The organism is Sphingosinicella microcystinivorans (assembly GCF_003634215.1).
GTDB classification, from domain to species: Bacteria; Pseudomonadota; Alphaproteobacteria; order Sphingomonadales; family Sphingomonadaceae; genus Sphingosinicella; species Sphingosinicella microcystinivorans.
The window spans coordinates 420705-442231 of sequence record NZ_RBWX01000007.1 but is presented as its reverse complement, the minus strand read 5'-3'; the positions used below and the strand labels follow the sequence as shown (position 1 = coordinate 442231).

At 66.7% G+C, this 21527-nt stretch carries 25 protein-coding genes; 12 read left to right on the top strand and 13 right to left on the bottom strand.

Annotated elements, in window-relative coordinates; all coding sequences use genetic code 11:
* Positions 1–9 precede the first annotated feature (9 nt).
* Positions 10–501: a demethoxyubiquinone hydroxylase family protein gene (locus tag DFR51_RS02540; RefSeq protein WP_121049631.1), complete on the top strand. Its 492-nt coding sequence runs from the start codon at positions 10–12 to the stop codon at positions 499–501.
* Here the strand turns inward: DFR51_RS02540 and DFR51_RS02535 are convergent.
* The 6 genes from DFR51_RS02535 to DFR51_RS18915 all read right to left on the bottom strand — a co-directional run bounded on the left by DFR51_RS02535 (position 498) and on the right by DFR51_RS18915 (position 6085).
* Complete coding sequence (locus DFR51_RS02535) at positions 498–983, bottom strand: GDYXXLXY domain-containing protein (protein ID WP_121047471.1); 486 nt, start codon at positions 981–983, stop codon at positions 498–500. The genes DFR51_RS02540 and DFR51_RS02535 overlap by 4 nt on opposite strands.
* Positions 980–2101 (bottom strand): DUF2157 domain-containing protein, encoded by a 1122-nt coding sequence (locus DFR51_RS02530; protein ID WP_121047470.1) that lies wholly within the window; start codon positions 2099–2101, stop codon positions 980–982. The genes DFR51_RS02535 and DFR51_RS02530 overlap by 4 nt, the downstream gene beginning before the upstream one ends.
* Positions 2102–2134: 33 nt before the next feature.
* On the bottom strand, positions 2135–2776 hold the full coding sequence (locus DFR51_RS02525) for a glutathione S-transferase family protein (protein WP_338068284.1): 642 nt from the start codon (positions 2774–2776) through the stop codon (positions 2135–2137).
* A gap of 20 nt (positions 2777–2796) precedes the next feature.
* Positions 2797–3930 carry a molecular chaperone DnaJ gene (gene dnaJ, locus DFR51_RS02520; RefSeq protein WP_121047469.1) on the bottom strand — a complete coding sequence of 378 codons (1134 nt, stop codon included), beginning with the start codon at positions 3928–3930 and terminating at the stop codon, positions 2797–2799.
* A gap of 63 nt (positions 3931–3993) precedes the next feature.
* Positions 3994–5904: a molecular chaperone DnaK gene (gene dnaK / locus DFR51_RS02515; RefSeq protein ID WP_121047468.1), complete on the bottom strand. Its 1911-nt coding sequence runs from the start codon at positions 5902–5904 to the stop codon at positions 3994–3996.
* Positions 5905–5923: 19 nt separating this feature from the next.
* Positions 5924–6085 carry a hypothetical protein gene (locus DFR51_RS18915; protein WP_160119119.1) on the bottom strand — a complete coding sequence of 54 codons (162 nt, stop codon included), beginning with the start codon at positions 6083–6085 and terminating at the stop codon, positions 5924–5926.
* A 74-nt stretch (positions 6086–6159) separates the two neighbouring features.
* On the opposite strand from DFR51_RS18915, the gene DFR51_RS02510 reads away from it, so the two are divergent.
* The 3 genes from DFR51_RS02510 (at position 6160) to DFR51_RS02500 (ending at position 8344) form a co-directional block, all read left to right on the top strand.
* A complete protein-coding gene (locus DFR51_RS02510; RefSeq protein ID WP_160119118.1) occupies positions 6160–6657 on the top strand; it encodes a copper chaperone PCu(A)C in 498 nt (165 codons plus the stop codon).
* Between the two features lie 25 nt (positions 6658–6682).
* Entirely contained in the window at positions 6683–7129 is a 447-nt protein-coding gene (locus DFR51_RS02505) for a vgr related protein (RefSeq protein ID WP_243446531.1), read from the top strand.
* A 336-nt stretch (positions 7130–7465) separates the two neighbouring features.
* Entirely contained in the window at positions 7466–8344 is an 879-nt protein-coding gene (locus tag DFR51_RS02500) for an OmpA family protein (protein WP_121047465.1), read from the top strand.
* A gap of 61 nt (positions 8345–8405) precedes the next feature.
* Here DFR51_RS02500 and DFR51_RS02495 read toward each other — a convergent pair whose 3' ends face one another.
* From DFR51_RS02495 to hrcA, 3 genes are read right to left on the bottom strand one after another with little or no spacing between them, the layout of a single operon-like run.
* On the bottom strand, positions 8406–8786 hold the full coding sequence (locus tag DFR51_RS02495; protein WP_121047464.1) for a lipocalin-like domain-containing protein: 381 nt from the start codon (positions 8784–8786) through the stop codon (positions 8406–8408).
* Positions 8786–9316, bottom strand: coding sequence for a nucleotide exchange factor GrpE (gene grpE, locus DFR51_RS02490; RefSeq protein ID WP_121047463.1), 531 nt, complete (start codon positions 9314–9316; stop codon positions 8786–8788). The genes DFR51_RS02495 and grpE overlap by 1 nt, the downstream gene beginning before the upstream one ends.
* A complete protein-coding gene (gene hrcA, locus DFR51_RS02485; protein ID WP_121047462.1) occupies positions 9313–10365 on the bottom strand; it encodes a heat-inducible transcriptional repressor HrcA in 1053 nt (350 codons plus the stop codon). The genes grpE and hrcA overlap by 4 nt, the downstream gene beginning before the upstream one ends.
* Positions 10366–10473: 108 nt before the next feature.
* On the opposite strand from hrcA, the gene rph reads away from it, so the two are divergent.
* Genes rph through hemW form a run of 3 tightly spaced genes read left to right on the top strand, consistent with a single transcriptional unit; the run spans position 10474 to position 12905 of the window.
* A complete protein-coding gene (rph, locus tag DFR51_RS02480) occupies positions 10474–11190 on the top strand; it encodes a ribonuclease PH (protein ID WP_121047461.1) in 717 nt (238 codons plus the stop codon).
* A gap of 3 nt (positions 11191–11193) precedes the next feature.
* Positions 11194–11790, top strand: coding sequence for an RdgB/HAM1 family non-canonical purine NTP pyrophosphatase (gene rdgB, locus DFR51_RS02475; protein ID WP_121047460.1), 597 nt, complete (start codon positions 11194–11196; stop codon positions 11788–11790).
* A complete protein-coding gene (hemW, locus tag DFR51_RS02470) occupies positions 11778–12905 on the top strand; it encodes a radical SAM family heme chaperone HemW (RefSeq protein WP_121047459.1) in 1128 nt (375 codons plus the stop codon). Before rdgB ends, hemW begins: the two co-directional genes overlap by 13 nt.
* Here hemW and DFR51_RS02465 read toward each other — a convergent pair whose 3' ends face one another.
* Positions 12906–14198: a penicillin-binding protein activator gene (locus tag DFR51_RS02465; protein WP_243446530.1), complete on the bottom strand. Its 1293-nt coding sequence runs from the start codon at positions 14196–14198 to the stop codon at positions 12906–12908.
* Positions 14199–14202: 4 nt separating this feature from the next.
* On the opposite strand from DFR51_RS02465, the gene rsmI reads away from it, so the two are divergent.
* Genes rsmI through DFR51_RS02445 form a run of 4 tightly spaced genes read left to right on the top strand, consistent with a single transcriptional unit; the run spans position 14203 to position 17006 of the window.
* Positions 14203–15066 carry a 16S rRNA (cytidine(1402)-2'-O)-methyltransferase gene (gene rsmI, locus DFR51_RS02460; protein WP_121047458.1) on the top strand — a complete coding sequence of 288 codons (864 nt, stop codon included), beginning with the start codon at positions 14203–14205 and terminating at the stop codon, positions 15064–15066.
* On the top strand, positions 15063–15422 hold the full coding sequence (locus tag DFR51_RS02455) for a YraN family protein (RefSeq protein ID WP_121047457.1): 360 nt from the start codon (positions 15063–15065) through the stop codon (positions 15420–15422). The genes rsmI and DFR51_RS02455 overlap by 4 nt, the downstream gene beginning before the upstream one ends.
* Positions 15423–15457: 35 nt before the next feature.
* Positions 15458–16405 carry a glutathione synthase gene (gshB, locus tag DFR51_RS02450; RefSeq protein WP_121047456.1) on the top strand — a complete coding sequence of 316 codons (948 nt, stop codon included), beginning with the start codon at positions 15458–15460 and terminating at the stop codon, positions 16403–16405.
* Between the two features lies 1 nt (position 16406).
* Positions 16407–17006: a DedA family protein gene (locus DFR51_RS02445; protein ID WP_121047455.1), complete on the top strand. Its 600-nt coding sequence runs from the start codon at positions 16407–16409 to the stop codon at positions 17004–17006.
* Here DFR51_RS02445 and DFR51_RS02440 read toward each other — a convergent pair.
* The 3 genes from DFR51_RS02440 to fsa are packed head-to-tail and all read right to left on the bottom strand — an operon-like array spanning position 17003 to position 19194.
* On the bottom strand, positions 17003–17956 hold the full coding sequence (locus DFR51_RS02440) for a tyrosine recombinase XerC (protein WP_420853148.1): 954 nt from the start codon (positions 17954–17956) through the stop codon (positions 17003–17005). The genes DFR51_RS02445 and DFR51_RS02440 overlap by 4 nt on opposite strands.
* The gene (locus tag DFR51_RS02435; protein WP_121047454.1) at positions 17935–18498 is read right to left on the bottom strand and encodes a DUF484 family protein; all 564 of its coding nucleotides are present in this window, start codon (positions 18496–18498) and stop codon (positions 17935–17937) included. The genes DFR51_RS02440 and DFR51_RS02435 overlap by 22 nt, the downstream gene beginning before the upstream one ends.
* 42 nt (positions 18499–18540) lie before the next feature.
* Complete coding sequence (gene fsa, locus DFR51_RS02430; RefSeq protein WP_121047453.1) at positions 18541–19194, bottom strand: fructose-6-phosphate aldolase; 654 nt, start codon at positions 19192–19194, stop codon at positions 18541–18543.
* Between the two features lie 107 nt (positions 19195–19301).
* On the opposite strand from fsa, the gene DFR51_RS02425 reads away from it, so the two are divergent.
* Positions 19302–21473, top strand: coding sequence for a primosomal protein N' (locus DFR51_RS02425; protein ID WP_121047452.1), 2172 nt, complete (start codon positions 19302–19304; stop codon positions 21471–21473).
* The last annotated feature ends 54 nt before the right edge of the window (positions 21474–21527 follow it).

Sequence of the window (21527 nt, the reverse complement as noted above, 5' to 3'; positions counted from 1 at the left end):
ACGGCAGCGATGCTGCGCGTCGACCAGGCAGGCGAATACGGCGCCGCGCGCATCTATGCGGGACAACTCGCGGTGATGGGGAATCGCCACCCTGACAGCACCGAGATCGCGCGGATGCGCGCGCAGGAACAGCATCACCTCGACGTCTTCAACCGCATGGTCGTGGAACGCGGCGTGCGCCCGACGGCGCTGGCGCCCTTCTGGCATGTCGCAGGCTACGCGCTGGGGGCAGCGACCGCGCTGATGGGTCCGCGCGCGGCGATGGCCTGCACGGCCGCAATCGAGACCGAGATAGACCGCCACTACGCCGAGCAGGCGGAAGCGCTCGGCGACAGCGATCCCGAGCTGAAAGCCCGCATCGAGGAGTTCGCCGAGGAAGAGCGAGAACATCGCGATACGGCGATTGCGCACGGGGCCGAGCAGGCCCCCGCCTATCCGCTGCTCTCCGCTGCGATCCGCGCCGGTTGCCGGGCGGCGATCGCGATTTCCAAACGGGTTTAGTTCGCCGGCTCCAGCCGATCGTTGACGAGGCGGCCCTGCCGGGTGAGGCGGGCGACGACGACCATCGGCTCCCGGCGCAGCATATCCTCAAGTTTTGGCGCGCTCGTTTCGGAAACGAAGATGCGACTGGAAAAGTCCGGTGCCTGTCCTACTGCGCCGCTGAAATACCGGATGTTGCTGCCGTTTACATCGATATAGGCGGGGCAGGCGGTGCCCGGCGCCACCATCGTCGCCACGATCTCTCCCGTCTCTTCAGCAAGACAGAGACTGCACGCTGCGCCCGTGCAAAGCCCAGGATCGCCGGCCACGCGCCAATCGTAGCGGAACTGGATAAAGCGACCGCGAATGGGGTCGCGCGGATCGAAGCCTGCGATCGGAATGCGCCATTCAGACGCCCCCGAAAGACCCGCCTCCCGCGCGGCGATGCTGAGCGCGAGACCGACGAGCGGGAGCAACAGGGCAAGGGCGAGCCAGCGCTTCATGCCCGTTTCCTCCCGACGAGTGCGAACACCCGCCGCCAGCCGAGCGCGAGCGCGATGAGCAGCACACCGCCGATGATGAGGCCGGCGCCGGTCGTCGCCAGCGAGCCGAACAGTTCAAAGTAGATTATAAAGATGCGGATGCCGATCGCGGCGATGGCGACGCCAAAGAGCGCGCGCCATCCCGATGCGATCGCGGCGCGGGCAACAAGGCCCCACATCGCCATATAGATGAGCGCGCCGACGAGTCGCGCGGGCCAGCCATCAGCATGGGGAACCACGGTCGCCAGCAGCAGCGCCGCCATCGGCGCGGCAATGATCGGCAGCAGCATCGTTTGCGGGATCATCCGCCAGCGCCGGCCGGCCAACATTGCGCCTGCGGCGATGATGACGGGCACGACCAGGCGCACCGCCATCTCCCCAGCCTCGGACGAGGTCACGGTGCCCGCCCATACGAAATGCGCGAAGCTGACGCCGCCGAGCCAAACGAGGATACCGACCTCGCGCAGCCCGTCCGCGAAGCTGAGGCGGCTCCGCCACGGCAGCAGCGACAGACCGATGAGAATGACCGGGCCAGCAATCGCGAGGCCGTGGGCAAAGTACCACAGGCCGGCGGCGTGTTCGTTTTCCAGCGCCAGCGATGCCAGCGTCCAAAGCAGCATACCCGCCCAGCCATAGGCCACGAGCCGCGTACTCCCCGCGATCAGCATCGCGGGCGTCATCAGCACCAGCCAGGGCACGAGCGCCTGCCACATCGGGCCGGTGAGCTGATAGACCTGCGAATGGAGCGCGATCCCCGCGAGGACGAGCGCGGCGAGCAGGAACAGCGCGCCTTCCTTCAGCCACCGATTGCCCCGCGCGGCCCCGATCCAGACAGCGGCGGCAGCGGCGGCAGTCAGCGCCATATGGACGCTGAGCTTCAGCCAGTCGGCAATAACGTCCCAATTCGCGGCAACGATGAGCGCGAGGCCAAGCGCCAGCGCGAACAGGCCGAGGCCCACGATCGCCCACAGCACGTAGGGGCGATCGTTCGCTTCCTCGTGGGCGCGGATACGCGCGGCGGCATCGGCATCGATGAGACCGGCGGCGACCCACGCCTCGAGCTTGCTTTCAAGCGACATGGCGCGGACTGTGACGAAGTCGCGGCACCCTGTCTAGGCGGCGAGAAACGCCTTCTCTTCCGCCACGACCGCTGCGAAAGACGACCGGGATAGAATCGTGGGCAGCCACGCGCCAAGCCGGGGATGCTTCGCACAATCCACATCGAGCGCGCAGTGCGACAGATTCACGAACGGGCTCGCCACCGCGATATCGGCAAGGCTGAGCGCATCGCCGACGAGGAAACCGCCGGGTTCGGGCACGACGCCCTCAAGATAGTCGAACAGGCGGGGCAGTTCGGCAATGCCCTGCTGCACCATGTCCTCGCTGCCCGCCTGCTTCAGGAAACGCGGGGCAACGACGCGGTTGAAGAACACTTTCCCGGCGGAGGCGACAACGATGGTGTCCCCAAATTCATCGTACCAGACCGCGCGCGCCAGATCCTCGGGCGATTGCGGGATGAGGCGCGGCTGGGGATACTTCGCATCAAGGTAGTGAACGATGGCGGAGGAATCGGAGATGGCGAAATCACCGTCGCGAAACGCCGGCATTTTGCCGAAGGGCGAGATCGAGAGAAACTCGGGATCACGCGCCGGAAGGCCCGAGGGCACCACCTCGTAATCGAGCCCCTTCTCGGCGAGAACCACGACGACCTTGCGAACGAACGGCGACAGTGTCGACCCGTAAACCTTGATCATGGTCCTCTCCTCGATAGCGGCTATTCGGTGAGTTCATCCCATTTGGCACGAATCTTCGCGAAGAAGCCGTGGCTTTCCGGGCAGCTCGCCGCCTCGGGCTCCAGCGCCTGGAACTCTTCCAGAAGCTCGCGCTGTCGCTTCGACATCCGCGTCGGCGTCTCCACCTCGACCTCGATGATAAGATCGCCGCGTCCGCCAGAATTCAGCGGCGGCATACCCTGGCCGCGCCGCGAAAACTGCTTGCCGCTCTGCGTGCCGGCCGGAATCTTCAGCTCCACCGCCTCGCGATCGATCGACGGCACTTCGATCGTGCCGCCGAGCGCGGCGAGCGTCATCGGGACGGGCACCTTCACATAAAGATTGGTGCCGTCGCGCTCGAAGATGTCGTGCGGTTCGAGGTGGACGAAAATGTAGAGATCGCCCGGGGGACCGCCACGCGCGCCCGCCTCGCCCTCGCCCGAAAGGCGGATGCGCGTGCCGTCGTCGACGCCCGCCGGGATGCGCACGTCGAGCGACTTGTGCTTGTCGACGCGGCCCGCGCCGTGACATTCCTTGCAGGGATCGGAAATGACGCGCCCCGCGCCGTGGCAGTTCGGGCAGGTGCGCTCCATCAGGAACATGCCCTGCTGCACGCGCACCTTGCCGTGGCCGCCGCAGGTGCCGCACGTGTTGGCCGTCGCGCCCGGTGCAGCGCCCGAGCCGTTGCACGGCTCGCAGGCTGTGGCGACATCGATTTCTATGGTGCGGGTGTTGCCCGCGAAGGCTTCCTCAAGGCTGAGATTCAGATCGAAGCGCAGGTCCGCGCCGCGCATCGCGCTGCTGCGCTGCCGCTGGCGCCCGCCCCCCATGAACTCGCCGAAAATGCCTTCGAAAATGTCGGCGAAGTCGCCGAAGCCGGCACCGCCCGCGCCGTTGCCGGGGCCGCCGTTCTGGAACGCAGCCTTGCCGTAGCGATCGTAGGCGGCGCGTTTCTGGTCATCCTTCAGGCAATCATAGGCTTCGTTGATCGCCTTGAACTTCGCCTCGGCATCCGTGCAGCCGCCGTTCTTGTCGGGGTGGTACTGCATGGCGAGCCGCCGATAAGCGGACTTGATCGTGCCACCGTCAGCGGTGCGCTCGACACCAAGGAGTTCGTAGTAATCGGCTTCAACCATACGCCCGGATCGCCCCCGCTGGCACGGCGGCCACCCGTTGCCGGATGACCGCCGTTCCTGACTTTACGCTTTCTTGTCTTCGTCGACTTCCGAGAACTCGGCGTCGACGACGTCTTCGTCACCGGAGGACGTGGAGGCCTGTGCTTCGCCCTCGCCCGACGCGGCCGACTGCTCGGCCTTGTAGATGGCTTCGCCGAGCTTCATCGCTTCCTGCGCGAGCGCCTGCGTCTTGGCGTTGATGTCGTCGACATCGTCGCTGTCGAGCACGGACTTCAGCGCGGCGACGGCGGTTTCGATGCTGCCCTTCGTGGCGGCATCCACCTTGTCGCCGTGATCGGCAAGCTGTTTCTCGGTCGAGTGGACAAGGCTGTCCGCCTGGTTGCGGGCCTCGGCCTTCGCGCGGCGCTTCTTGTCCTCGTCGGCGAACTTCTCGGCGTCCTTGACCATCTGTTCGATGTCGTTGTCCGAAAGACCGCCCGAGGCCTGGATGCGGATCTGCTGCTCCTTGCCGGTGCCCTTGTCCTTTGCAGACACGTTCACGATGCCGTTCGCGTCGATATCGAACGTCACCTCGATCTGCGGGACACCGCGCGGCGCCGGCGGGATGCCGACCAGATCGAACTGGCCGAGCGCCTTGTTGTCCGCCGCCATCTCGCGCTCGCCCTGGAAGACACGGATTGTCACCGCGCCCTGATTGTCCTCGGCGGTCGAGTAGACCTGGCTCTTCTTGGTCGGGATCGTCGTGTTGCGATCGATCATGCGCGTGAACACGCCGCCCAGCGTCTCGATGCCGAGCGACAGCGGTGTCACGTCGAGCAGGAGCACGTCCTTGACGTCGCCCTGCAGCACGCCCGCCTGAATGGCGGCGCCCATCGCAACGACCTCATCGGGGTTGACGCCCGTGTGCGGTTCCTTGCCGAAGAACCTCTTCACCTCTTCGCGGACGAGCGGCATGCGCGTCATGCCGCCGACGAGGACGACCTCGTCGATCTTGTCCTTGTCGAGCCCGGCGTCCTTCAGCGCCTTGCGGCACGGCTCCATGGTGCGGGCGACGAGATCGCCCACGAGCTTTTCAAGGTCGGCGCGCGTGATCGTTTTCACGAGGTGCTTCGGGCCGTTCTGGTCGGCGGTGATGAACGGCAGGTTCACCTCCGTCGCCTGCGCGGACGACAGCTCGATCTTCGCCTTCTCGGCAGCTTCCTTCAGGCGCTGCAGCGCAAGACGGTCGGAGCGAAGGTCGATGCCTTCGTCCTTCTTGAAGCCTTCGGCGAGCGAATCGACGATCTTGGCGTCGAAATCCTCACCGCCGAGGAACGTGTCGCCGTTCGTGGACTTCACCTCGAACACGCCGTCGCCGATCTCGAGGATCGACACGTCGAACGTGCCGCCACCAAGGTCGTAGACCGCGATGGTCTTGCCGTCGTTCTTCTCAAGACCGTAGGCAAGCGCGGCCGCGGTCGGCTCGTTGATGATGCGCAGCACTTCAAGACCCGCGATCTTGCCCGCGTCCTTGGTCGCCTGGCGCTGCGCGTCGTTGAAGTAGGCAGGAACGGTGATGACGGCCTGCGTGACGGTTTCGCCGAGATAGGACTCGGCGGTTTCCTTCATCTTCTGAAGGATGAAGGCGGAGATCTGCGACGGGCTGTAGTCTTCACCGCCGGCCTTCACCCACGCGTCGCCGTTGCCGCCCTTCACGATGTGATAGGGGACGAGCGCGATGTCCTTCTTGGTGACGGGATCGTCGAAACGGCGGCCGATCAGGCGCTTCACAGCGAACACCGTATTGTCCGGGTTCGTCACCGCCTGACGCTTCGCCGGCTGGCCGACGAGTCGCTCGCCGTCCTTTGTGAACGCGACCATCGACGGCGTCGTGCGCGCGCCTTCCGCATTCTCGATAACCTTGGGCTTGCTGCCCTCCATCACGGCAACGCAGCTGTTGGTCGTGCCAAGGTCGATACCGATTACCTTGCCCATATCTCCCGTGCTTCCTCTTTCAAATTCCAAGCAGGAACAAACGATTGATCTCGCCGCTGCGCATATTTGCCGCAGCGTCGTTGATCCACGCGGGCGATGTAGGAACAGCGCCAGCGCCATACAAGGGCGCATGCGCGCCGCCGATGCGTTTTGCTTGTGCAATGGGGACGTGCTGCCGCATGGCGCAAATGCCCCCAGCTGTGGCATGAAGCGTTCATGCGGAGTGTGGATGCCTCTGGCGAAGGATACAAGATCTTGGCGCGTATCGACAGAAACCTTGGAATCGCGGCGTGTGTGACCGCGCTGCTGCTGCTCGTGGCGGCGGCGATCGGCGGCCGGGCGCTGGCAGCACCCCCCACCCCGCCGGCCGTGAGCAACGCCTGGATTCGCCTGCCCGTCGTCGCGGGCCGGCCTGCCGCGATGTACGCCACGATCACGGGCGGCCCGCTCGCGGATCGGCTGATTGCCGTCGAGGGGCCGAAACCCGCGCGCTTCGAACTGCACGCGAGCAAGGCCGAGAACGGCGTGATGCGTATGGTTCCGCTCGTCGGACTGCCGGTCAATCCGGGCCAGAAGATCGAATTGAAGCCGGGCGGCATGCACGTGATGGTATTCGGCCTTCCTGCAACCAAGCCCGATTCGCGCGTGCCGCTCACCTTCGTGTTCGAAAAGGCGGGCCGCGTAACCGTCTCCGCGCACGCGATGAGCGCGACAGCGCCCGAGATGAAGGCCGGAGAGCATTCACATCATTAGACCGCTGACGGAAGGCGAGCGCATGATGGCACGCCGCGCCTTCGGCAACGCCATCGATCTGGCGCGCGTCACCCTCCGGCGGGCGAAGTGGTGGTGGCTGCAACCGGCATGGGTGGTGATGGCGCCCGACGGGCACATCTGGTTCCACCCCAACAACGCCTCCTGGCGCGAAGATTTCAGCCGCGCCTCACTGTTCCTGCAGGGCCTGATCGTCCACGAACTGACGCATGTGTGGCAGCATCAGCAGGGCGTGAACCTGATCCTGAGGCGCGGACCGCTGGCGCGCTACGACTACCTCCCCCTGAAGCCCGGCCTCGGCTTCTCCGACTACGGTTTGGAGCAGCAGGCGGAAATCGTCCGCGACGCCTATGTGAAAAGCCTGGGCGGCGAGATACCGGGCACCCCGCCGCTCGCGACCTATGACGCGTTGTTACCGTTCCGGGGGGAGCGCGGGGAGCGGAGGATTGCTTAGCGCTCGCGTGCGCGCTCGCCACGGCTCCAATATTCAGCATTAGAAACGCCGTTCCGACGATAACGGTCTCCAGCGCCTTCGAGGCGCCGGGGGCGATTCTGCACGTGCGCGGCATCGGCTCGCCGCATGAGACTCTCGAAACGTCTCCGTAATACTGGCGTTAACCACAATGTTGTGTCCGAAGGATGCATCCGAACACGCAAGGCATCCGTGACGTTCGGGTTCGGCGCCAGGGAGGGGACTCCGGCAGCCGGATACGGCGTCGCGGAAGATGCAGATCGGACGACACGCGCGCCCACGCGCGGTCGGTTGGGTCGAATTTGAAGGAGCAACACGATGAGCGTCATTTCCAAAAGTCCGAGAATGTTCTTGCTGCTTGCGCTTTCCGGCATGGTGCCGGCCAGTTTGCATGCGCAGCCGCAGGATATGAGCGCGGCCGACCCGTCCATAGACGTGAACGCCTATCCGCCGGCGGACCTTTCCGGCATGCCCGCGGGGCCGGACGTCGAAGGCTTCATCTCGGCACGCAAGGACCAGAAGATGCTGGTCACCGCCCCGGGCGGCGCGAAGCAGACAGTGTTCATCAGTGACGCGACCAAGGTGAAATCCAGCGGCGGCTTCCTTGGCGCGAACAGCAAGAAGCTGGCCGCCGATGCGCTACTGAACGGCCTGCCCGTCACCATCAAGACGGTGCAATGGGGCGAGGCGCTGGTGGCAAGCCAGATCGCCCTCAAGAACAAGGATCTCAAGACCGCATCGATGATCCACAACGCGACGGACCAGCGCTTTGCGGAACAGACAGCGGCAACCGAGGCGCTTCGCGGCCGCGTCGCGGATATCGATCAGTATAATGTGAAAAACACGATGAGCGTGAACTTCGACACCGGCAAGGCCGTGCTTTCGGACCAGGCGAAAACCGATCTCTGCGCGGCCGCGAGCGAAGCCGAAGCGATGGACAACGCGCTGCTGCTTGTCGTCGGCTACACCGATTCCACGGGAAGCGAGGAATATAACCAGGTTCTGAGCGAGAAGCGCGCCGCGCGGGTCGTGAATTTCCTGCAGCAGGCCTGCGGCTGGAAGCCGTATCGTATGCTGACCCCGACCGGTATGGCGGAAGCCGACCCGGCGGCGAGCAACGATTCCCCGGAAGGCAAGGCGCAGAACCGCCGCGTTGCCGTGAATATTCTCGTCAGCAAGGGTCTCGACGGGATTTGAGGTCTTGCGGGGCGGGCTTCGCGCCCGCCCCCATCATTTTTCGCGCGGCGTAGCGCTGCAATCAGACCGCGCGCACCCAGATGATGTCGTGGAAAAATTCGGCGCCCGACCGGCTGGTTTCGGGGGGCGTGCGGAGCACCAGGCGACCGTCGCCCGTGGGATCGAATTCCACCACGCGGCGCGTGAGCGTCGTGCCGACCCAGCGCTGGACGGTGGCGTGCTCGACGGCGTGGTGAACGTCGTCGCCTTCACGCCGCCAACGGCCTGCATAGGCGATGACCTGCGGATCGCCGTCTGTCTGCCGCGTGAGGATCGCGCTCACATGACCTTCGGGATGGTAGAAGATGCGCCCGCTCGCATCGAGGACGTAGGGATCGCCGTCGCGAAACTCGACCCACTGGTCGAGCTGCCACACGCCGCAGATGGGATCGGGCTCAGCCATCAGCCTTCCTTTGCCACAGTGACCATCGCAGGACGCAGCAGGCGGTCCTTGAGGACATAACCGGTTTGCAGCTCGGCAACGATCGTGCCCGGTTCCGCACCGTCCTGCACGACTTCGAGCATCGCCTGGTGCCGGTTCGGATCGAGCTTCTGACCGACGCTTTCAACGCGCGCGATGCCGTGCTTTTCGAACGCCTTGAGCAGCTCCTTCTCGGTGATCTCGACACCCGAAAGCAGCGGGCTCGCCACGACATCGTCCTTCGCGGCGGCATCGAGCGCGCGGCGGAGATTGTCGGCGACGCCGAGCAGATCGCGCGCGAAGCCGGTGACGGCATAGGCGACCGCATCCGCCTTTTCACGTTCGAGGCGGCGGCGGACATTTTCCGATTCCGCGACGGCGCGAAGCAGCCGGTCCTTGAGATCGGCGACCTCGGCCTCCTTCTGGGCGAGCGGATCGGCTTCCGGCGTCTCCACCGGCTGTTCGGCGGCGGCGATCTCTTCGGGGGTCAGCTTTTCGTTGTCTTCAGTCATCCTATCAACCTGCTGAGTGTTCGGGCGGTATAATCCACCATGGGTACGATACGTGCGTAGTTGAGGCGCGTGGGGCCGATGACGCCCACGACGCCGACGATCCGGCCTTCGGCGCCGCTGTAGGGCGCGGCGATAACCGATGAACCGGAGAGCGAGAAGAGCTTGTTTTCCGAGCCGATGAAGATTTTCATCGCCCGCGCCTCGCGCGCGTCATCGAGCACGCGCAGCATTTCGACCTTGTCGTCGAGATCCGCGAGAAGCGAACGCACGCGCTGCAGATCCGCCTCCGCCGCATCGTCGAGCAGATGCGACTGGCCGCGCACGATGAGCACGGCGCGATCGGCATCGTCCGAAGACCAGCTGGCAATGCCGCGCGCGACAAGATCGCGCGTCGCCGCATCGATGAGCGCGCGTTCGGTTTCAATCTCCAGCTTCAGCAGCGTCGACGCATCGGCGAGCGTGGAGCCGGCGAGGCGTGCGGTGAGATAGTTTCCCGCCTCGATGAGCGCCGCGGGCGAGACCGGATACTCCAGTTCGACGATGCGGTTTTCAACCGTGCCATCGTCGGCAACGAGGATCGCGAGAATGCGCGTCGGCGACAGCGCCGTGAAGCTCGCCTGCCGCAGCACGCGCTCGGTGCGCGGCACCATGACAACGGCGGCGCAGGACGAGAGGCCGGAAAGCACGGCGGTGGCGCGCGAAAGCACATCCTCCACAGCGCGGTCCGGCGCGCTGAGGCCCGCTTCGATGGCGGCGCGCTCCTCCGCACCCGCCTCGCTCGCCTGCATCATGCCGTCGACGAACAGGCGCAGGCCGAAATCAGTGGGCACGCGGCCTGCCGAGGTGTGCGGGCTGCCGAGCAGGCCGACGCGCTCCAGATCGTGGAGAACGCTGCGGATCGAGGCCGACGAGAGGCCGAGGCTATCGGCGCGCGTCGCGAGCGTCTTCGAACCGACCGGCGTGCCCGAGGCGATATATTCCTCGACCACCTGCCGAAACACGGCGCGCGCGCGGTCGGAAAGCTCTGATATGGTTGGACCGCTCGTCATCGTGACGCAATGTAGGGTGGCGCCGCGCCCCTCTCAAGTGATCTGGACCCCGGTGCCGCGAGCCGGTACACGGCGCGGCAGAACCCATTCCCCCGTACAGGAGTTTTCATGCGACCTTCCGGCCGCGCGCCCGACGAGATGCGCACCATCGAAATGATCCCCGGCTTCTCGCGCCACGCCGAAGGTTCCTGCCTCGTGAAGTTCGGCGACACCCATGTGCTGGTGACGGCGAGCCTGGAAGAGCGCGTGCCGCCGTTCCTGCGCGGCAAGGGCGAAGGCTGGGTGACGGCGGAGTACGGAATGCTCCCCCGCGCCACGCACACGCGCGGCTCGCGCGAGGCGGCGAAGGGCAAGCAATCCGGGCGCACGCAGGAAATCCAGCGCCTGATCGGCCGCTCGCTGCGCACGATCGTGGACCTGAAGGCGCTCGGCGAGCGGCAGATCACCGTCGATTGCGACGTGCTGCAGGCGGACGGCGGCACACGCACTGCCGCCATTTCCGGCGCCTGGGTGGCGCTACGGATCGCCATCGACAAGCTGATGGCGGACGGCCTGCTGACGGTGGACCCCATTCGCGCGCAGGTCGCGGCGATCAGCTGCGGCGTTTATGAAGGTGCAGCCGTGCTCGACCTCGATTACCCGGAGGATTCCGCCGCCGAGACCGACGCCAACTTCGTGATGACCGACAAGGGCGGCATCGTCGAGGTGCAGGGCACCGCCGAGCGCGACCCGTTCGACGAGGAGACGCTGCTCCGTATGCTGCGCCTCGCGCGCATCGGATGCAGCAAGATCTACGCTGCACAGCTGAAGGCGACCGGGCGCTAGGCTGTGGCGCGCAGGCTCCTTCCCGGCACGCTGATCGTGGCGAGCCACAACCCCGGCAAGGTGCGGGAAATCCGCGACCTGCTGGCACCGTTCGGCATCGAGCCGGTGTCGGCGGGAGATGCCGGCCTGCCCGAACCGGAGGAAACGGAGACGACGTTCCGGGGCAATGCCGAGCTGAAGGCGCTCGCCGCCGCGCGCGCCTCGGGGCTTCCGGCGCTTTCCGACGATTCGGGGCTCAGCGTTCACGCCCTCGGCGGCGATCCCGGCATTTATTCGGCGCGCTGGGCAGGGCCGGAGAAGGATTTCGGCCTCGCGATGCGCAAGGTGCACGAGGCGCTCGGCGATGCCGCGGACCGCACCGCGCACTTCACCTGCGCGCTGACGCTGGCGTGGCCGGACGGACACGTCGAAACGTTCGAGGGCCATGTGCACGGCACGCTCGTGTGGCCGCCGCGCGGCGACAAGGGCTTCGGCTACGACCCGATGTTCGTGCCCGAGGGGCACGACATCAGCTTCGGCGAGATGGCGCCGGACGCGAAGCATGCGATGAGCCATCGCGCACGCGCATTCGCGCAGTTGGTTGAGGCATGTCTCCAGTAGCGGATCCGCTCGCGCTTTACGTCCACTGGCCGTTCTGCGTCTCCAAATGCCCGTACTGCGACTTCAACAGCCATGTCCGCGAGCGCATCGACGAGGCGGCGTGGCGCGACGCGCTGATCGCCGACATGGAATACGAGGCGCGCCTGACGCCGGGGCGGCGGCTTTCAAGCCTGTTCTTCGGGGGCGGCACGCCTTCATTGATGTCGCCCGAAACCGTTGGCGCGATCATCGCAGCGGCTGACCGGCTGTGGGGTTTCGACAACGCCGAAATCACGCTGGAAGCAAATCCTTCGAGCGTCGAGGCCGGGCGCTTCGCGGGGTTCGCCGCGGCGGGGGTGAACCGCGTGTCGTTGGGGCTGCAGGCGCTTGACGATACGGCACTGAAAGCGCTGGGGCGCGCGCACGACCTTGCGGAAGGGCTTGCCGCGCTCGATGTGGCGCAGCGGCATTTTCCGCGCGTGAGCTTCGATCTCATCTACGCACGCGAAGGCCAGACGCCTGAGGAATGGGAAGCCGAACTCAGGCGTGCTCTGGCGTTCGGCACGGAACACCTTTCGCTCTACCAGCTCACCATCGAGCCGGGGACGGCGTTCGCGACGCGCGCGCGGCTCGGGCGGCTGACGCTGCCGGAGGAAGACGCCTCGCTCGGCATGTTCGAGATGACGCGCGCGATGACCGCGGCGGCGGGGCTTCCGGCCTATGAGGTTTCGAACCACGCCCGGCCGGGCGCGGAGAGCCGCCACAACCTCACCTATTGGCGCTACGGCGACTACGTTGGCGTCGGCCCCGGCGCGCACGGACGGCGCGGCGGCATGGCGACGACCCGCGAACGGCTGCCGGAGACGTGGCTGAAAACGCCGGTGGCGAGCGAAACGCCCCTCGAAGCCAATACGCGCGCCAACGAAGCGCTGATGATGGGGCTGCGCCTGCTTGAAGGCATCGACGAGACGGCGTTTGCCGCGCGGACGGGCGTCGCGCTCGACACGGGGATCAGCACCGCGGGTCTCGCCGAAACCACGCGGCTCGGGCTGGTCGCGCGCGAGAATGACCGCCTGCGACTGACCGAAGCGGGTCAGCCGCTGCTGAACGCGGTGATCGCGCGGCTGATGGCCTGATCAGGCGCCCGGACGCTTCGCGAAGGTGCGCGGCGCGGGCGAGACGACGGTGGTGCCCGATGCGCCCACCTGCCCCACTTCGAGCCCGCGATCGGCAATGCCCGACGCGCCGAAGCGGAAGATGCCATCGACACCCGCGAACCCGTCTGAATCGCGCAGGCGGCCTTCGGGGAAGCTGGAACCGATCGTCCAGCTATCCGCGATCGCATTCACCAGCAGCACCGAATCGTAGCCCAGGCTGGCGAGCCGGGACGGCGCACCGCCGAACTTCGCCCGGTAGCGCGAGGCGAGCTGCGTGAAGCGCGTATCGGGCACGCTCGCGTACCACGCGCCGTGCAGACCCTGCACGGTGCGGATGCCGGGCTCGGCATTCCAGAGTTCCGGCCCAAGGTAGCGCACCTTGCCCGGACCGGCGCCGTACTGCGTGAGCGGACCAAGGAACGCGGACGCGATCTGGCTGCCGTCCGCGATCAGCAGTGCCTGGAAGGACACCGGCCCAAGGCGTTCCTGCACCGGCGCGACGGTGCCGTCAGCGCGAACGATGCCGCCCTGGCTCGCCCGTGCGACGCGCGCTTCATAATCGGTGAGGCGGCGCACGGCGGCCTGCAGCTTGGCGCGCGAACGCTCGTAGGTTTCGACCGCCGTGACCTTGCCGCCCGCGTCGCGCACCGCGCGCAGCATCGCGCCGGACGCGCGCTGGCCATAGTTGCCGACGGGAACAAGCGCGCCGAAGCGTTCGACACCCTGCGAACGCGCATAGCGCACGACGCGGTCGATCGACTGATCCGGCTGGAAGCCGAGGATATAAACGCCGTTTCCGGCGACCTCCGCGTCATTCGAATAGGAGATGATCGGAATGCCCGCCGCCTTGGCGACGCCGCGCACGGCGGTGACGTCCGCCGCGAGCAGCGGCCCGAGGAACAGCTTGTTGCCCTCCGCAACCGCGCGGCGGGCGGCAGCGGCGGCACCGGGCGCGGTATCATAGACGGTGAGCTTGATGTTCGTGTTCTTCACATCGAGCAGCGCCATGTTCGCGGCGTTCGCCAGCGATTGGCCGACACGCGCGGTGCCTCCCGACATCGGCAGCAGCAGAGCAACGCGGTTTTGCGGAATTTCCTTTGGCGCTTCCACGACCGGCACAGGCGCGGGAGGCGCCTCCACTTGCGGCGCTTTCTGGACCGTTTGCGTACAGGCAGCGGCGGCAAGCGCCACCATCGGCAGCGCCGTCCGCTTCAGGCCGGAAAAACAGCGATTCCAAAATCGCCCGCGGCCCTCCATGCTGTAAATCGACATGTCCATGGCACCCTTACCCCCAGAATCTGAACCCGGTAATCTTGAACCCGGCCTTTACATCGTGGCGACGCCCATCGGCAACCTGGGCGACATAACGCTCCGTGCGGCCGACGTGTTGAGGTCCGCAGGCTTAATCGCCGCTGAAGATACACGCGTGACAGCAAAACTGCTCGCCCGCATCGGCAGCGACCGCCCGATGGCACCCTACCACGACCATAGTGACAGCCGCGTGCGCTCACGCCTGCTGGAACGTATGCGAAATGAATCGGTTGCACTCGTGAGCGACGCGGGCACGCCGCTGATTTCCGATCCCGGATTCAAGCTGGTGCGGGAGGCACGCGCTGAAGGCATCCCGGTCACCACCATCCCGGGGCCGTGCGCGGCCATTTCCGCGCTGACGCTGGCGGGGCTTCCCACCGACCGCTTCCTGTTCGCGGGCTTCCTTCCGGCGAAAGCCAAAGCGTCGGCGGACACGATCGCGGAATTCGCGGGGCTGGATGCAACGCTGGTGTTCTACGAATCCGGCAATCGGCTGGCGCGGTCGCTGGAGGCGTTGAAGCAGGGCCTCGGCGACCGCCCCGCCGCCGTGGCGCGCGAGATTACCAAAGCCTTCGAGGAAACCGTGACGGGCACGCTCGGCGAACTCGCCGCGCGCTATGCGGACGCGCCGCCCAAGGGCGAGATCGTCATCGTCGTCGGCCCACCCGAACCGGCTGCGCCAGCGGACGCCGACACGCTCGATGCGGCACTCGCCGCCGCGATGGCAACCCAGCCGCTGAAATCCGCCGTGGCGGAAGTGAGCGCCGCGCTCGACCTCCCCCGCAAACAGGTTTACGCCCGCGCGCTCGAACTCCGCGACAACGCATGAAACGACAGGCGGCCGAACGGCGCGGCCGCCGCGCCGAACGCATCGCGGCGCTGTGGCTGCGCGTCAAAGGCTACCGCATCCTTGGTGAGCGCGTCCGCACACCGGCGGGCGAGATCGACATCGTGGCGCGGCGCGGCCGGATGCTGGTGTTCGTCGAGGTCAAGGCGCGCGACGACGAAACCGACGCCTCCGCAGCGCTCGAGCCCGCGCGCCTGCGCCGTGTCGCGCGCGCCGCCAACCTCGCGCTTGGCCGCTATATGGCGGATTGCGAAGGCGCGCGCATCGACGCACTGGTCATCTCGCGCGGCCGCCTGCCCCGCCACATCGAAGGCGTGGTCGACGGCGATTGGGCTTAGCTGCTAGACGGCCTTCGCGAATCAAAGGAACGCCCATGAGCCTCACCGTCGCTGTCCAGATGGACCCCATCGAGCGCATCAACATCGCGGGCGATTCGAGCTTCGCACTGATGCTGAAGGCCCAGGAGCGCGGCTACACGCTCTATCACTACCTCGCCGACCAGCTTTCCTGGCGCGGCGGGCGTGTGATCGCACACGCGCGGCCCGTCTCCGTGCGCAACGTCGCGGGAGATCACTACACACTCGGTGAGGCGCGAGACATCGACCTCGGCAGCGAGGTCGATGTCGTGCTGATGCGGCAGGATCCGCCGTTCGACATCGGCTATATCACCGCCACGCACCTCCTGGAGATGCTGGAGGGCGAAACGCTGGTGGTGAACAACCCGCGCGAGGTGCGCAACGCGCCCGAGAAGCTGTTCGTCACGCAATTCGCCGACCTGATGCCGCCCACGCTGATCACGCGGCGGCTGGAAGAGGTGCTGGCGTTCCGCAAAAAGCACGGCGCCATCGTCGTGAAGCCGCTGCACGGCAATGCGGGCGCCGCCGTGTTCAAGCTGGGCGAAGACGACGGCAACCTTCCCGCGCTTGTCGAGCTGTTCTCGAACGTATGGCGCGAGCCTTTCATGGTGCAGCGTTTCCTTCCCAAGGTAAGCGACGGCGACAAGCGCATCGTTCTTGTAGACGGCAAGGTCGCGGGTGCCATCAACCGCCTGCCCAAGGCGGGCGAAATCCGCTCCAACCTCGCGGCGGGCGGCAATGCGGCGAAAACCGAACTGACGCCGCGCGAGGAGGAAATCTGCGCGCGGCTGGGGCCGGAGCTTGAACGGCGCGGACTGATCTTCGTGGGCATCGACGTGATCGACGGCAACCTCACCGAAATCAACGTCACCTCCCCCACCGGCATCGTGGCGATCGACCGATTCAACGGCACCGATACGGCGGGCATGATCTGGGACGCGATATTGAAGCGGCTTTCCCGCTGATATGGGTGAGTGGGTCCAGCAGCTGATCGCCGAGAGCGGCTATCTCGGCATCGCCTTCCTGATGTTCCTGGAAACGGTGTTCCCGCCGATCCCGAGCGAAGTCATCATGTCTTTCGCGGGGCTTGAAGCCGCAAAAGGCGGGTTCAGCCTCATAGGCGCCATTGCGGCCGGCACCACGGGCGCGATGTTCGGCAACGTCTTCTGGTATCTGCTCGCCAAGCAGATCGGCATCCACCGCTTCGATTCCATTGTCCGGCGCTTCGGCCGTTGGCTGACCGTCAGCCTCGGCGACATCGAGAAGGCGCACAAGTGGTTCGACCAGCACGGCGCGGCCTTCGTTCTGTTCGGTCGCATGTTGCCGACGCTGCGTTCGCTCATTTCCGTGCCTGCGGGCTTCATGGAAATGCACTTTCGGCAGTTCGTGATCTATTCGACCATCGGCACCGCGGGCTGGACATCGCTGCTCGCCATCGCAGGCTACAAGCTCGGGCAGGATTATGCCGAGATCGAGGCGTATGTCGGACCCATCGGCACTGCGGTGATCGTGGTATGCGTGGCCGGCTACCTGTGGCGCGTCATCACCTGGAAGCCGCACGCCTAAGCGCGCGGGTGCGCGTGCCGGTAAACATCGAGCAGCCGCGCCGCATCGACCTCCGTATAGACCTGCGTCGAGGACAGGCTGGCGTGGCCGAGCAGTTCCTGGATCGAGCGCAGGTCCGCACCGCGCGCCAGCAGATGCGTCGCGAAGCTGTGGCGGAGCGCGTGCGGCGTCGCAGAGGGCGGCAGGCCGAGCGCAGCGCGCGCACTGCGCATCGCGGCGCGGATCATGCCCGCTGAGAGCGGCCCGCCCTTCGCGCCCCGGAACAGCGGCGTGCCCGGCGCGGGCGTGAACGGCGCGAGCGCGAGATAGGCGTCGATCGCCTCCTTCACCTTCGGCAGCACGGGCACGACACGCGTCTTGCCGCGCTTGCCGGTGATGGTGATCGTCGCGCCGACCGGCAGCACATCGCCGGTAAGCGACAACGCCTCCGCGATGCGAAGGCCGGACCCATAGAGCAGCAGCAGCACCGCCGTGTCGCGCGCACCGATCCATGGCTCGCGCGCATCCTCTCCGGCAAGGTCGGCAACGCCGGTGGCATCGGCAGGCGCGAGCGGGCGCGGGACACGTTTCTTGAGGCGCGGTGAGGCAAGTCCCGCGATCGCCTTGCAATCGATGCCGCGGTGTTTTCTTGCCCATCGGAAGAAACTCCGAAGCGCCGCCACCTCCCGCGCGACGGAGACGTTGGCGAGACCCTCGCCACGGCGGTGCGCGAGATAGGCGCGAAGGTCAGCGAGGCTGAGCGCAGCGAGCGCGCTGTCCGTCACTGCGGCGCCAAGGTGCCCGCCCATGAAATGCACGAAGCCGTTGAGGCTCGTCTGATAGGCGCGAAGCGTGTGCGCGGAGCGGCGCTCGGCAGCTTCGAGGTGGCCGAGCCATTCCGCGACGCGGGCGTGCGCGGGCTGGTTCAGCGCCGGAAGGTTTAGGGGGTCTAGGGCTCGATCTGCATCCACCGCGCGATCATGCGCGAAACCACATCGCCGAGAAAGGCGAGAAGCTCGTTGCCGTGATAATCGCCAAAATTGTGCGGCGCGCGCGAGCCGAGCGCGATGATGCCGGTGGGCGCGGGCGGCGTGGGTTTGAGCGCGATCAGCGCTTCCGAGCGGATGAGATCGGCGGCCGGACCGAACACGGGCGAGCCGTGCTTTACGCTGCGCGCCTGCCCCACGGGAAGCAGGTGGCACCAGAGCTCGACCTGTTCGGGATCGATGAACTGAACGCCGCTCGCACTGGCGCGAATACCCTGGCCGCTTGTCGTCAGCCCAAGGCCGACGGCATCGATGCGGAGGATATCCACCCAGTCCTGCGTGACGACATGGATCAGATGCTCGAAGTCCTGCGCGTCCATCGCGGCGAGCGCGGCGGCGTGAATCTGCTGCACGGCGCCTGCATGACCGCGCGCATAGGCGAGCAGATCATTGTTTGCTTCACCGAGGACGGCGACCCGCGTGCGGAGGCGAACCAGCGCTTCGGACTGGAAATCGAGAACGGCCATGCCCGCGACTCTATCGCGGACATGGTTAAGAGAAGCTGAGCGTTACAGGATGGACTGGCCGGTCTTTTCCCAATCGGCGAGGAAGCCGGCGATGCCCTTGTCGGTGAGGACGTGGTTGAAGAGCGCGCGGATCACAGCCGGGGGCGCCGTCATCACGTCCGCGCCGATCTTCGCCGATTCGAGCACATGAATCGGGTGACGGATGCTGGCGACGAGGATTTCGGTCGCGAAGTCGTAGTTGTCGTAGATGAGGCGGATGTCGCTGATGAGCTGCATCCCGTCGAGGCCGTTGTCATCGTGGCGACCGACGAACGGCGAGATGAACGTCGCGCCGGCCTTCGCTGCGAGCAGCGCCTGATTCGCCGAGAAGCAGAGCGTGACGTTCACCATTGTGCCGTCGCTGGTGAGTGCCTTGCAGGTCTTCAGCCCATCGATGGTGAGCGGCACCTTGATCGCGATGTTGTCGGCGATTTTGCGGAGGACTTCGGCCTCCTTCATCATCGTCTCGTGATCGAGCGCGACAACTTCGGCGGAAACCGGACCGTCGACGATCCCGCAGATCTCCGTCACGACCTCCACGAAGCCGCGGCCGGACTTGTGGATGAGGCTCGGGTTCGTCGTCACGCCGTCGAGAAGCCCGGTGGCGGCGAGGTCGGCGATGTCCTTGGTGTCGGCAGTGTCGACAAAGAATTTCATGGGTCGGGCTTTCGAAAGAGGCGTTTGAACTGCCCTTAGCGATTCGAATCGCCGGGCGTCCATAGCGCGGCTTTGCCTTCGCGCGCGCGCGCCTACATAAGGGCCCGATGCCCGCCGCCCGCCTCCGTGTTCTCACCCGCAATGCCGCGCTCGGCCCGCTCGATTACCGGGCGCCGGCGGAGGGTGTGCCGGTGGGAAGCGTGGTCCGTGTGCCGCTCGGGCCGCGCGAACTTCACGGCGTGGTGTGGGAGGCGGACCGGCTGCCGACGACCGAAGTCGCCGACGCGAAACTGCGGCCGATACTCGGCGTGGCGCCCGTGCCGCCGATCCCGGCGAGCGTGCGGCGGCTCGTCGAGTGGGTTGCCGCGTACTACCTGGTGCCGCCCGCCGCCGTGCTGCGCATGGTGCTCTCGGTCACCGCCGCGCTCGACGGCGCGCGCACCGTCACCGAATACCGGGTTTCCGGCATCCTGCCCGAACGCATGACGGAAAAGCGGGAGGCCGCACTTTCCTCGCTCGGCGATGCGCAGGGACTGGTGCGCGAGCTTGCCGAATGGTCGGGCGTGTCGGACGCGGTGATTCGCGGCCTCATCTCGGCAGGGGCGATCGAGCCCATAACGGTGTCGGTGGACCGCGCGCCGCCCCTCCCCGACCCCGATTTCGGCCCGCCCGTGCTGGAAGCGGAACAGGACGCTGCTGCTTCGGCGCTCGTCGCAGCGGTGAAGGCACACGACTTCGCGCCCTTCCTGCTCGACGGCGTCACGGGGTCGGGCAAGACCGAGACGTATCTGGAGGCTGTGGCCGCCGCGATCGATGCAGGGGGGCAGGCCCTCGTCCTCCTCCCCGAGATCGCGCTCACCGAACCGTTTCTCCGGCGCTTCGAGGCCCGCTTCGGCTGCAAGCCGGTGCAGTGGCACAGCGATCTGCGCTCTTCCGAACGCCGCGCTGCCTGGCGCGCGGCGGCAAGCGGTACGGCGAAGGTGGTCGTGGGCGCGCGCTCTGCGCTGTTCCTCCCCTACCCCGACCTGCGCCTCATCGTGGTGGACGAAGCGCACGAGACGAGCTTCAAGCAGGAAGACGGCGTCCCCTATCACGCGCGCGACGTCGCCGTGATGCGCGCGCAGATCGAGGCGATCCCCATCGTCCTCGCCACCGCGACCCCCGCCATCGAGACGCTGGCGCAGGTCACGCGCGGCCGATACCGTCACCTTGAGCTCGCGAGCCGTTTCGGCGGCGCGCAAATGCCCGGCATCGAAGCGATCGACCTGCGTGTGACGCCGCCCGAGTCCGGCCGCTGGCTCGCACCGCCGCTCGTGGAGGCGATCAAGGAGACGCTGGCGCGCGGCGAACAATCGCTGCTGTTCCTCAACCGCCGCGGTTACGCCCCGCTGACGCTCTGCCGCCACTGCGGAACGCGCATCGAATGCCCGAACTGCACGGCGTGGATGGTCGAGCACCGGCTGGTGAAGCGCCTGCAATGCCACCACTGCGGACTGGTGGAGGCCGTGCCGGACGCCTGCCCGGAGTGCGGCGAGGAACACAGCCTCGTCGCCTGCGGCCCCGGCGTCGAGCGCATCGCCGAAGAGGTCTCCGCGCTATTCCCGGACGCGAACGTCGCGCTCGTCACGTCGGACACGATTCACTCGCCCGCGCAGGCGAAGGCGCTCGTGGACAGCGCGCTTGCCGGCGAGATCGACATCTTCATCGGCACGCAGCTCATCACCAAGGGCTACCACTTCCCCGAACTGACGCTCGTCGGCGTCGTCGATGCGGACCTTGCGCTGAAGGGCGGCGACCTCCGCGCGGGCGAGCGCAGCTTTCAGCAGATCAGCCAGGTCGCCGGGCGCGCGGGGCGCGGCGAGAAGCCCGGACACGTCTATATCCAGACCCACCAGCCCGAAGCGCCCGTGCTCGCCGCGCTGGTCGCGGGCGACGCGCCCGGCTTCTACGCCGCCGAGACTGAGGCGCGGCGCGCCGCAGCGATGCCGCCGTTCGGTCGGCTCGCCGCGATCATCGTTTCCGGGCCGGACGAGGCGGAGGTCGCCGCAACCGCCCGCGCGATCGGCCGCGCCGCACCCACGGGAATCGACGGCCTCACCATCCTCGGCCCCGCGCCTGCGCCGCTCTCGCTGCTGCGCGGACGTTTCCGGCACAGGCTTCTCGTCCACGCCGCGCGACGGGCGGACGTGCAAGGGCTGATCGCGGAATGGCTGGGCGGCACAGAGGTCCCGCGGAACGTGCGCGTCGCGGTGGACATCGACCCTTACAGCTTCGTTTAGAAGCTTGTAACCTTTTGGGCGGCTCATACGTATAGTCCCACGGAGGTCGTGTGC

What these genes read in the sequence shown, in the direction of transcription:
- DFR51_RS02540 (WP_121049631.1), top strand. Translation starts at nt 10, where the DNA reads ATGCTGCGCGTCGACCAGGCAGGCGAATACGGCGCCGCGCGCATCTAT.
- DFR51_RS02535 (WP_121047471.1), bottom strand. Translation starts at nt 983, where the DNA reads ATGAAGCGCTGGCTCGCCCTTGCCCTGTTGCTCCCGCTCGTCGGTCTC.
- DFR51_RS02530 (WP_121047470.1), bottom strand. Translation starts at nt 2,101, where the DNA reads ATGTCGCTTGAAAGCAAGCTCGAGGCGTGGGTCGCCGCCGGTCTCATC.
- DFR51_RS02525 (WP_338068284.1), bottom strand. Translation starts at nt 2,776, where the DNA reads ATGATCAAGGTTTACGGGTCGACACTGTCGCCGTTCGTTCGCAAGGTC.
- dnaJ (WP_121047469.1), bottom strand. Translation starts at nt 3,930, where the DNA reads ATGGTTGAAGCCGATTACTACGAACTCCTTGGTGTCGAGCGCACCGCT.
- dnaK (WP_121047468.1), bottom strand. Translation starts at nt 5,904, where the DNA reads ATGGGCAAGGTAATCGGTATCGACCTTGGCACGACCAACAGCTGCGTT.
- DFR51_RS18915 (WP_160119119.1), bottom strand. Translation starts at nt 6,085, where the DNA reads ATGCGGCAGCACGTCCCCATTGCACAAGCAAAACGCATCGGCGGCGCG.
- DFR51_RS02505 (WP_243446531.1), top strand. Translation starts at nt 6,683, where the DNA reads ATGGCACGCCGCGCCTTCGGCAACGCCATCGATCTGGCGCGCGTCACC.
- DFR51_RS02500 (WP_121047465.1), top strand. Translation starts at nt 7,466, where the DNA reads ATGAGCGTCATTTCCAAAAGTCCGAGAATGTTCTTGCTGCTTGCGCTT.
- DFR51_RS02495 (WP_121047464.1), bottom strand. Translation starts at nt 8,786, where the DNA reads ATGGCTGAGCCCGATCCCATCTGCGGCGTGTGGCAGCTCGACCAGTGG.
- grpE (WP_121047463.1), bottom strand. Translation starts at nt 9,316, where the DNA reads ATGACTGAAGACAACGAAAAGCTGACCCCCGAAGAGATCGCCGCCGCC.
- hrcA (WP_121047462.1), bottom strand. Translation starts at nt 10,365, where the DNA reads ATGACGAGCGGTCCAACCATATCAGAGCTTTCCGACCGCGCGCGCGCC.
- rph (WP_121047461.1), top strand. Translation starts at nt 10,474, where the DNA reads ATGCGACCTTCCGGCCGCGCGCCCGACGAGATGCGCACCATCGAAATG.
- hemW (WP_121047459.1), top strand. Translation starts at nt 11,778, where the DNA reads ATGTCTCCAGTAGCGGATCCGCTCGCGCTTTACGTCCACTGGCCGTTC.
- DFR51_RS02465 (WP_243446530.1), bottom strand. Translation starts at nt 14,198, where the DNA reads ATGTCGATTTACAGCATGGAGGGCCGCGGGCGATTTTGGAATCGCTGT.
- rsmI (WP_121047458.1), top strand. Translation starts at nt 14,203, where the DNA reads ATGGCACCCTTACCCCCAGAATCTGAACCCGGTAATCTTGAACCCGGC.
- DFR51_RS02455 (WP_121047457.1), top strand. Translation starts at nt 15,063, where the DNA reads ATGAAACGACAGGCGGCCGAACGGCGCGGCCGCCGCGCCGAACGCATC.
- gshB (WP_121047456.1), top strand. Translation starts at nt 15,458, where the DNA reads ATGAGCCTCACCGTCGCTGTCCAGATGGACCCCATCGAGCGCATCAAC.
- DFR51_RS02445 (WP_121047455.1), top strand. Translation starts at nt 16,407, where the DNA reads ATGGGTGAGTGGGTCCAGCAGCTGATCGCCGAGAGCGGCTATCTCGGC.
- DFR51_RS02435 (WP_121047454.1), bottom strand. Translation starts at nt 18,498, where the DNA reads ATGGCCGTTCTCGATTTCCAGTCCGAAGCGCTGGTTCGCCTCCGCACG.
- fsa (WP_121047453.1), bottom strand. Translation starts at nt 19,194, where the DNA reads ATGAAATTCTTTGTCGACACTGCCGACACCAAGGACATCGCCGACCTC.
- DFR51_RS02425 (WP_121047452.1), top strand. Translation starts at nt 19,302, where the DNA reads ATGCCCGCCGCCCGCCTCCGTGTTCTCACCCGCAATGCCGCGCTCGGC.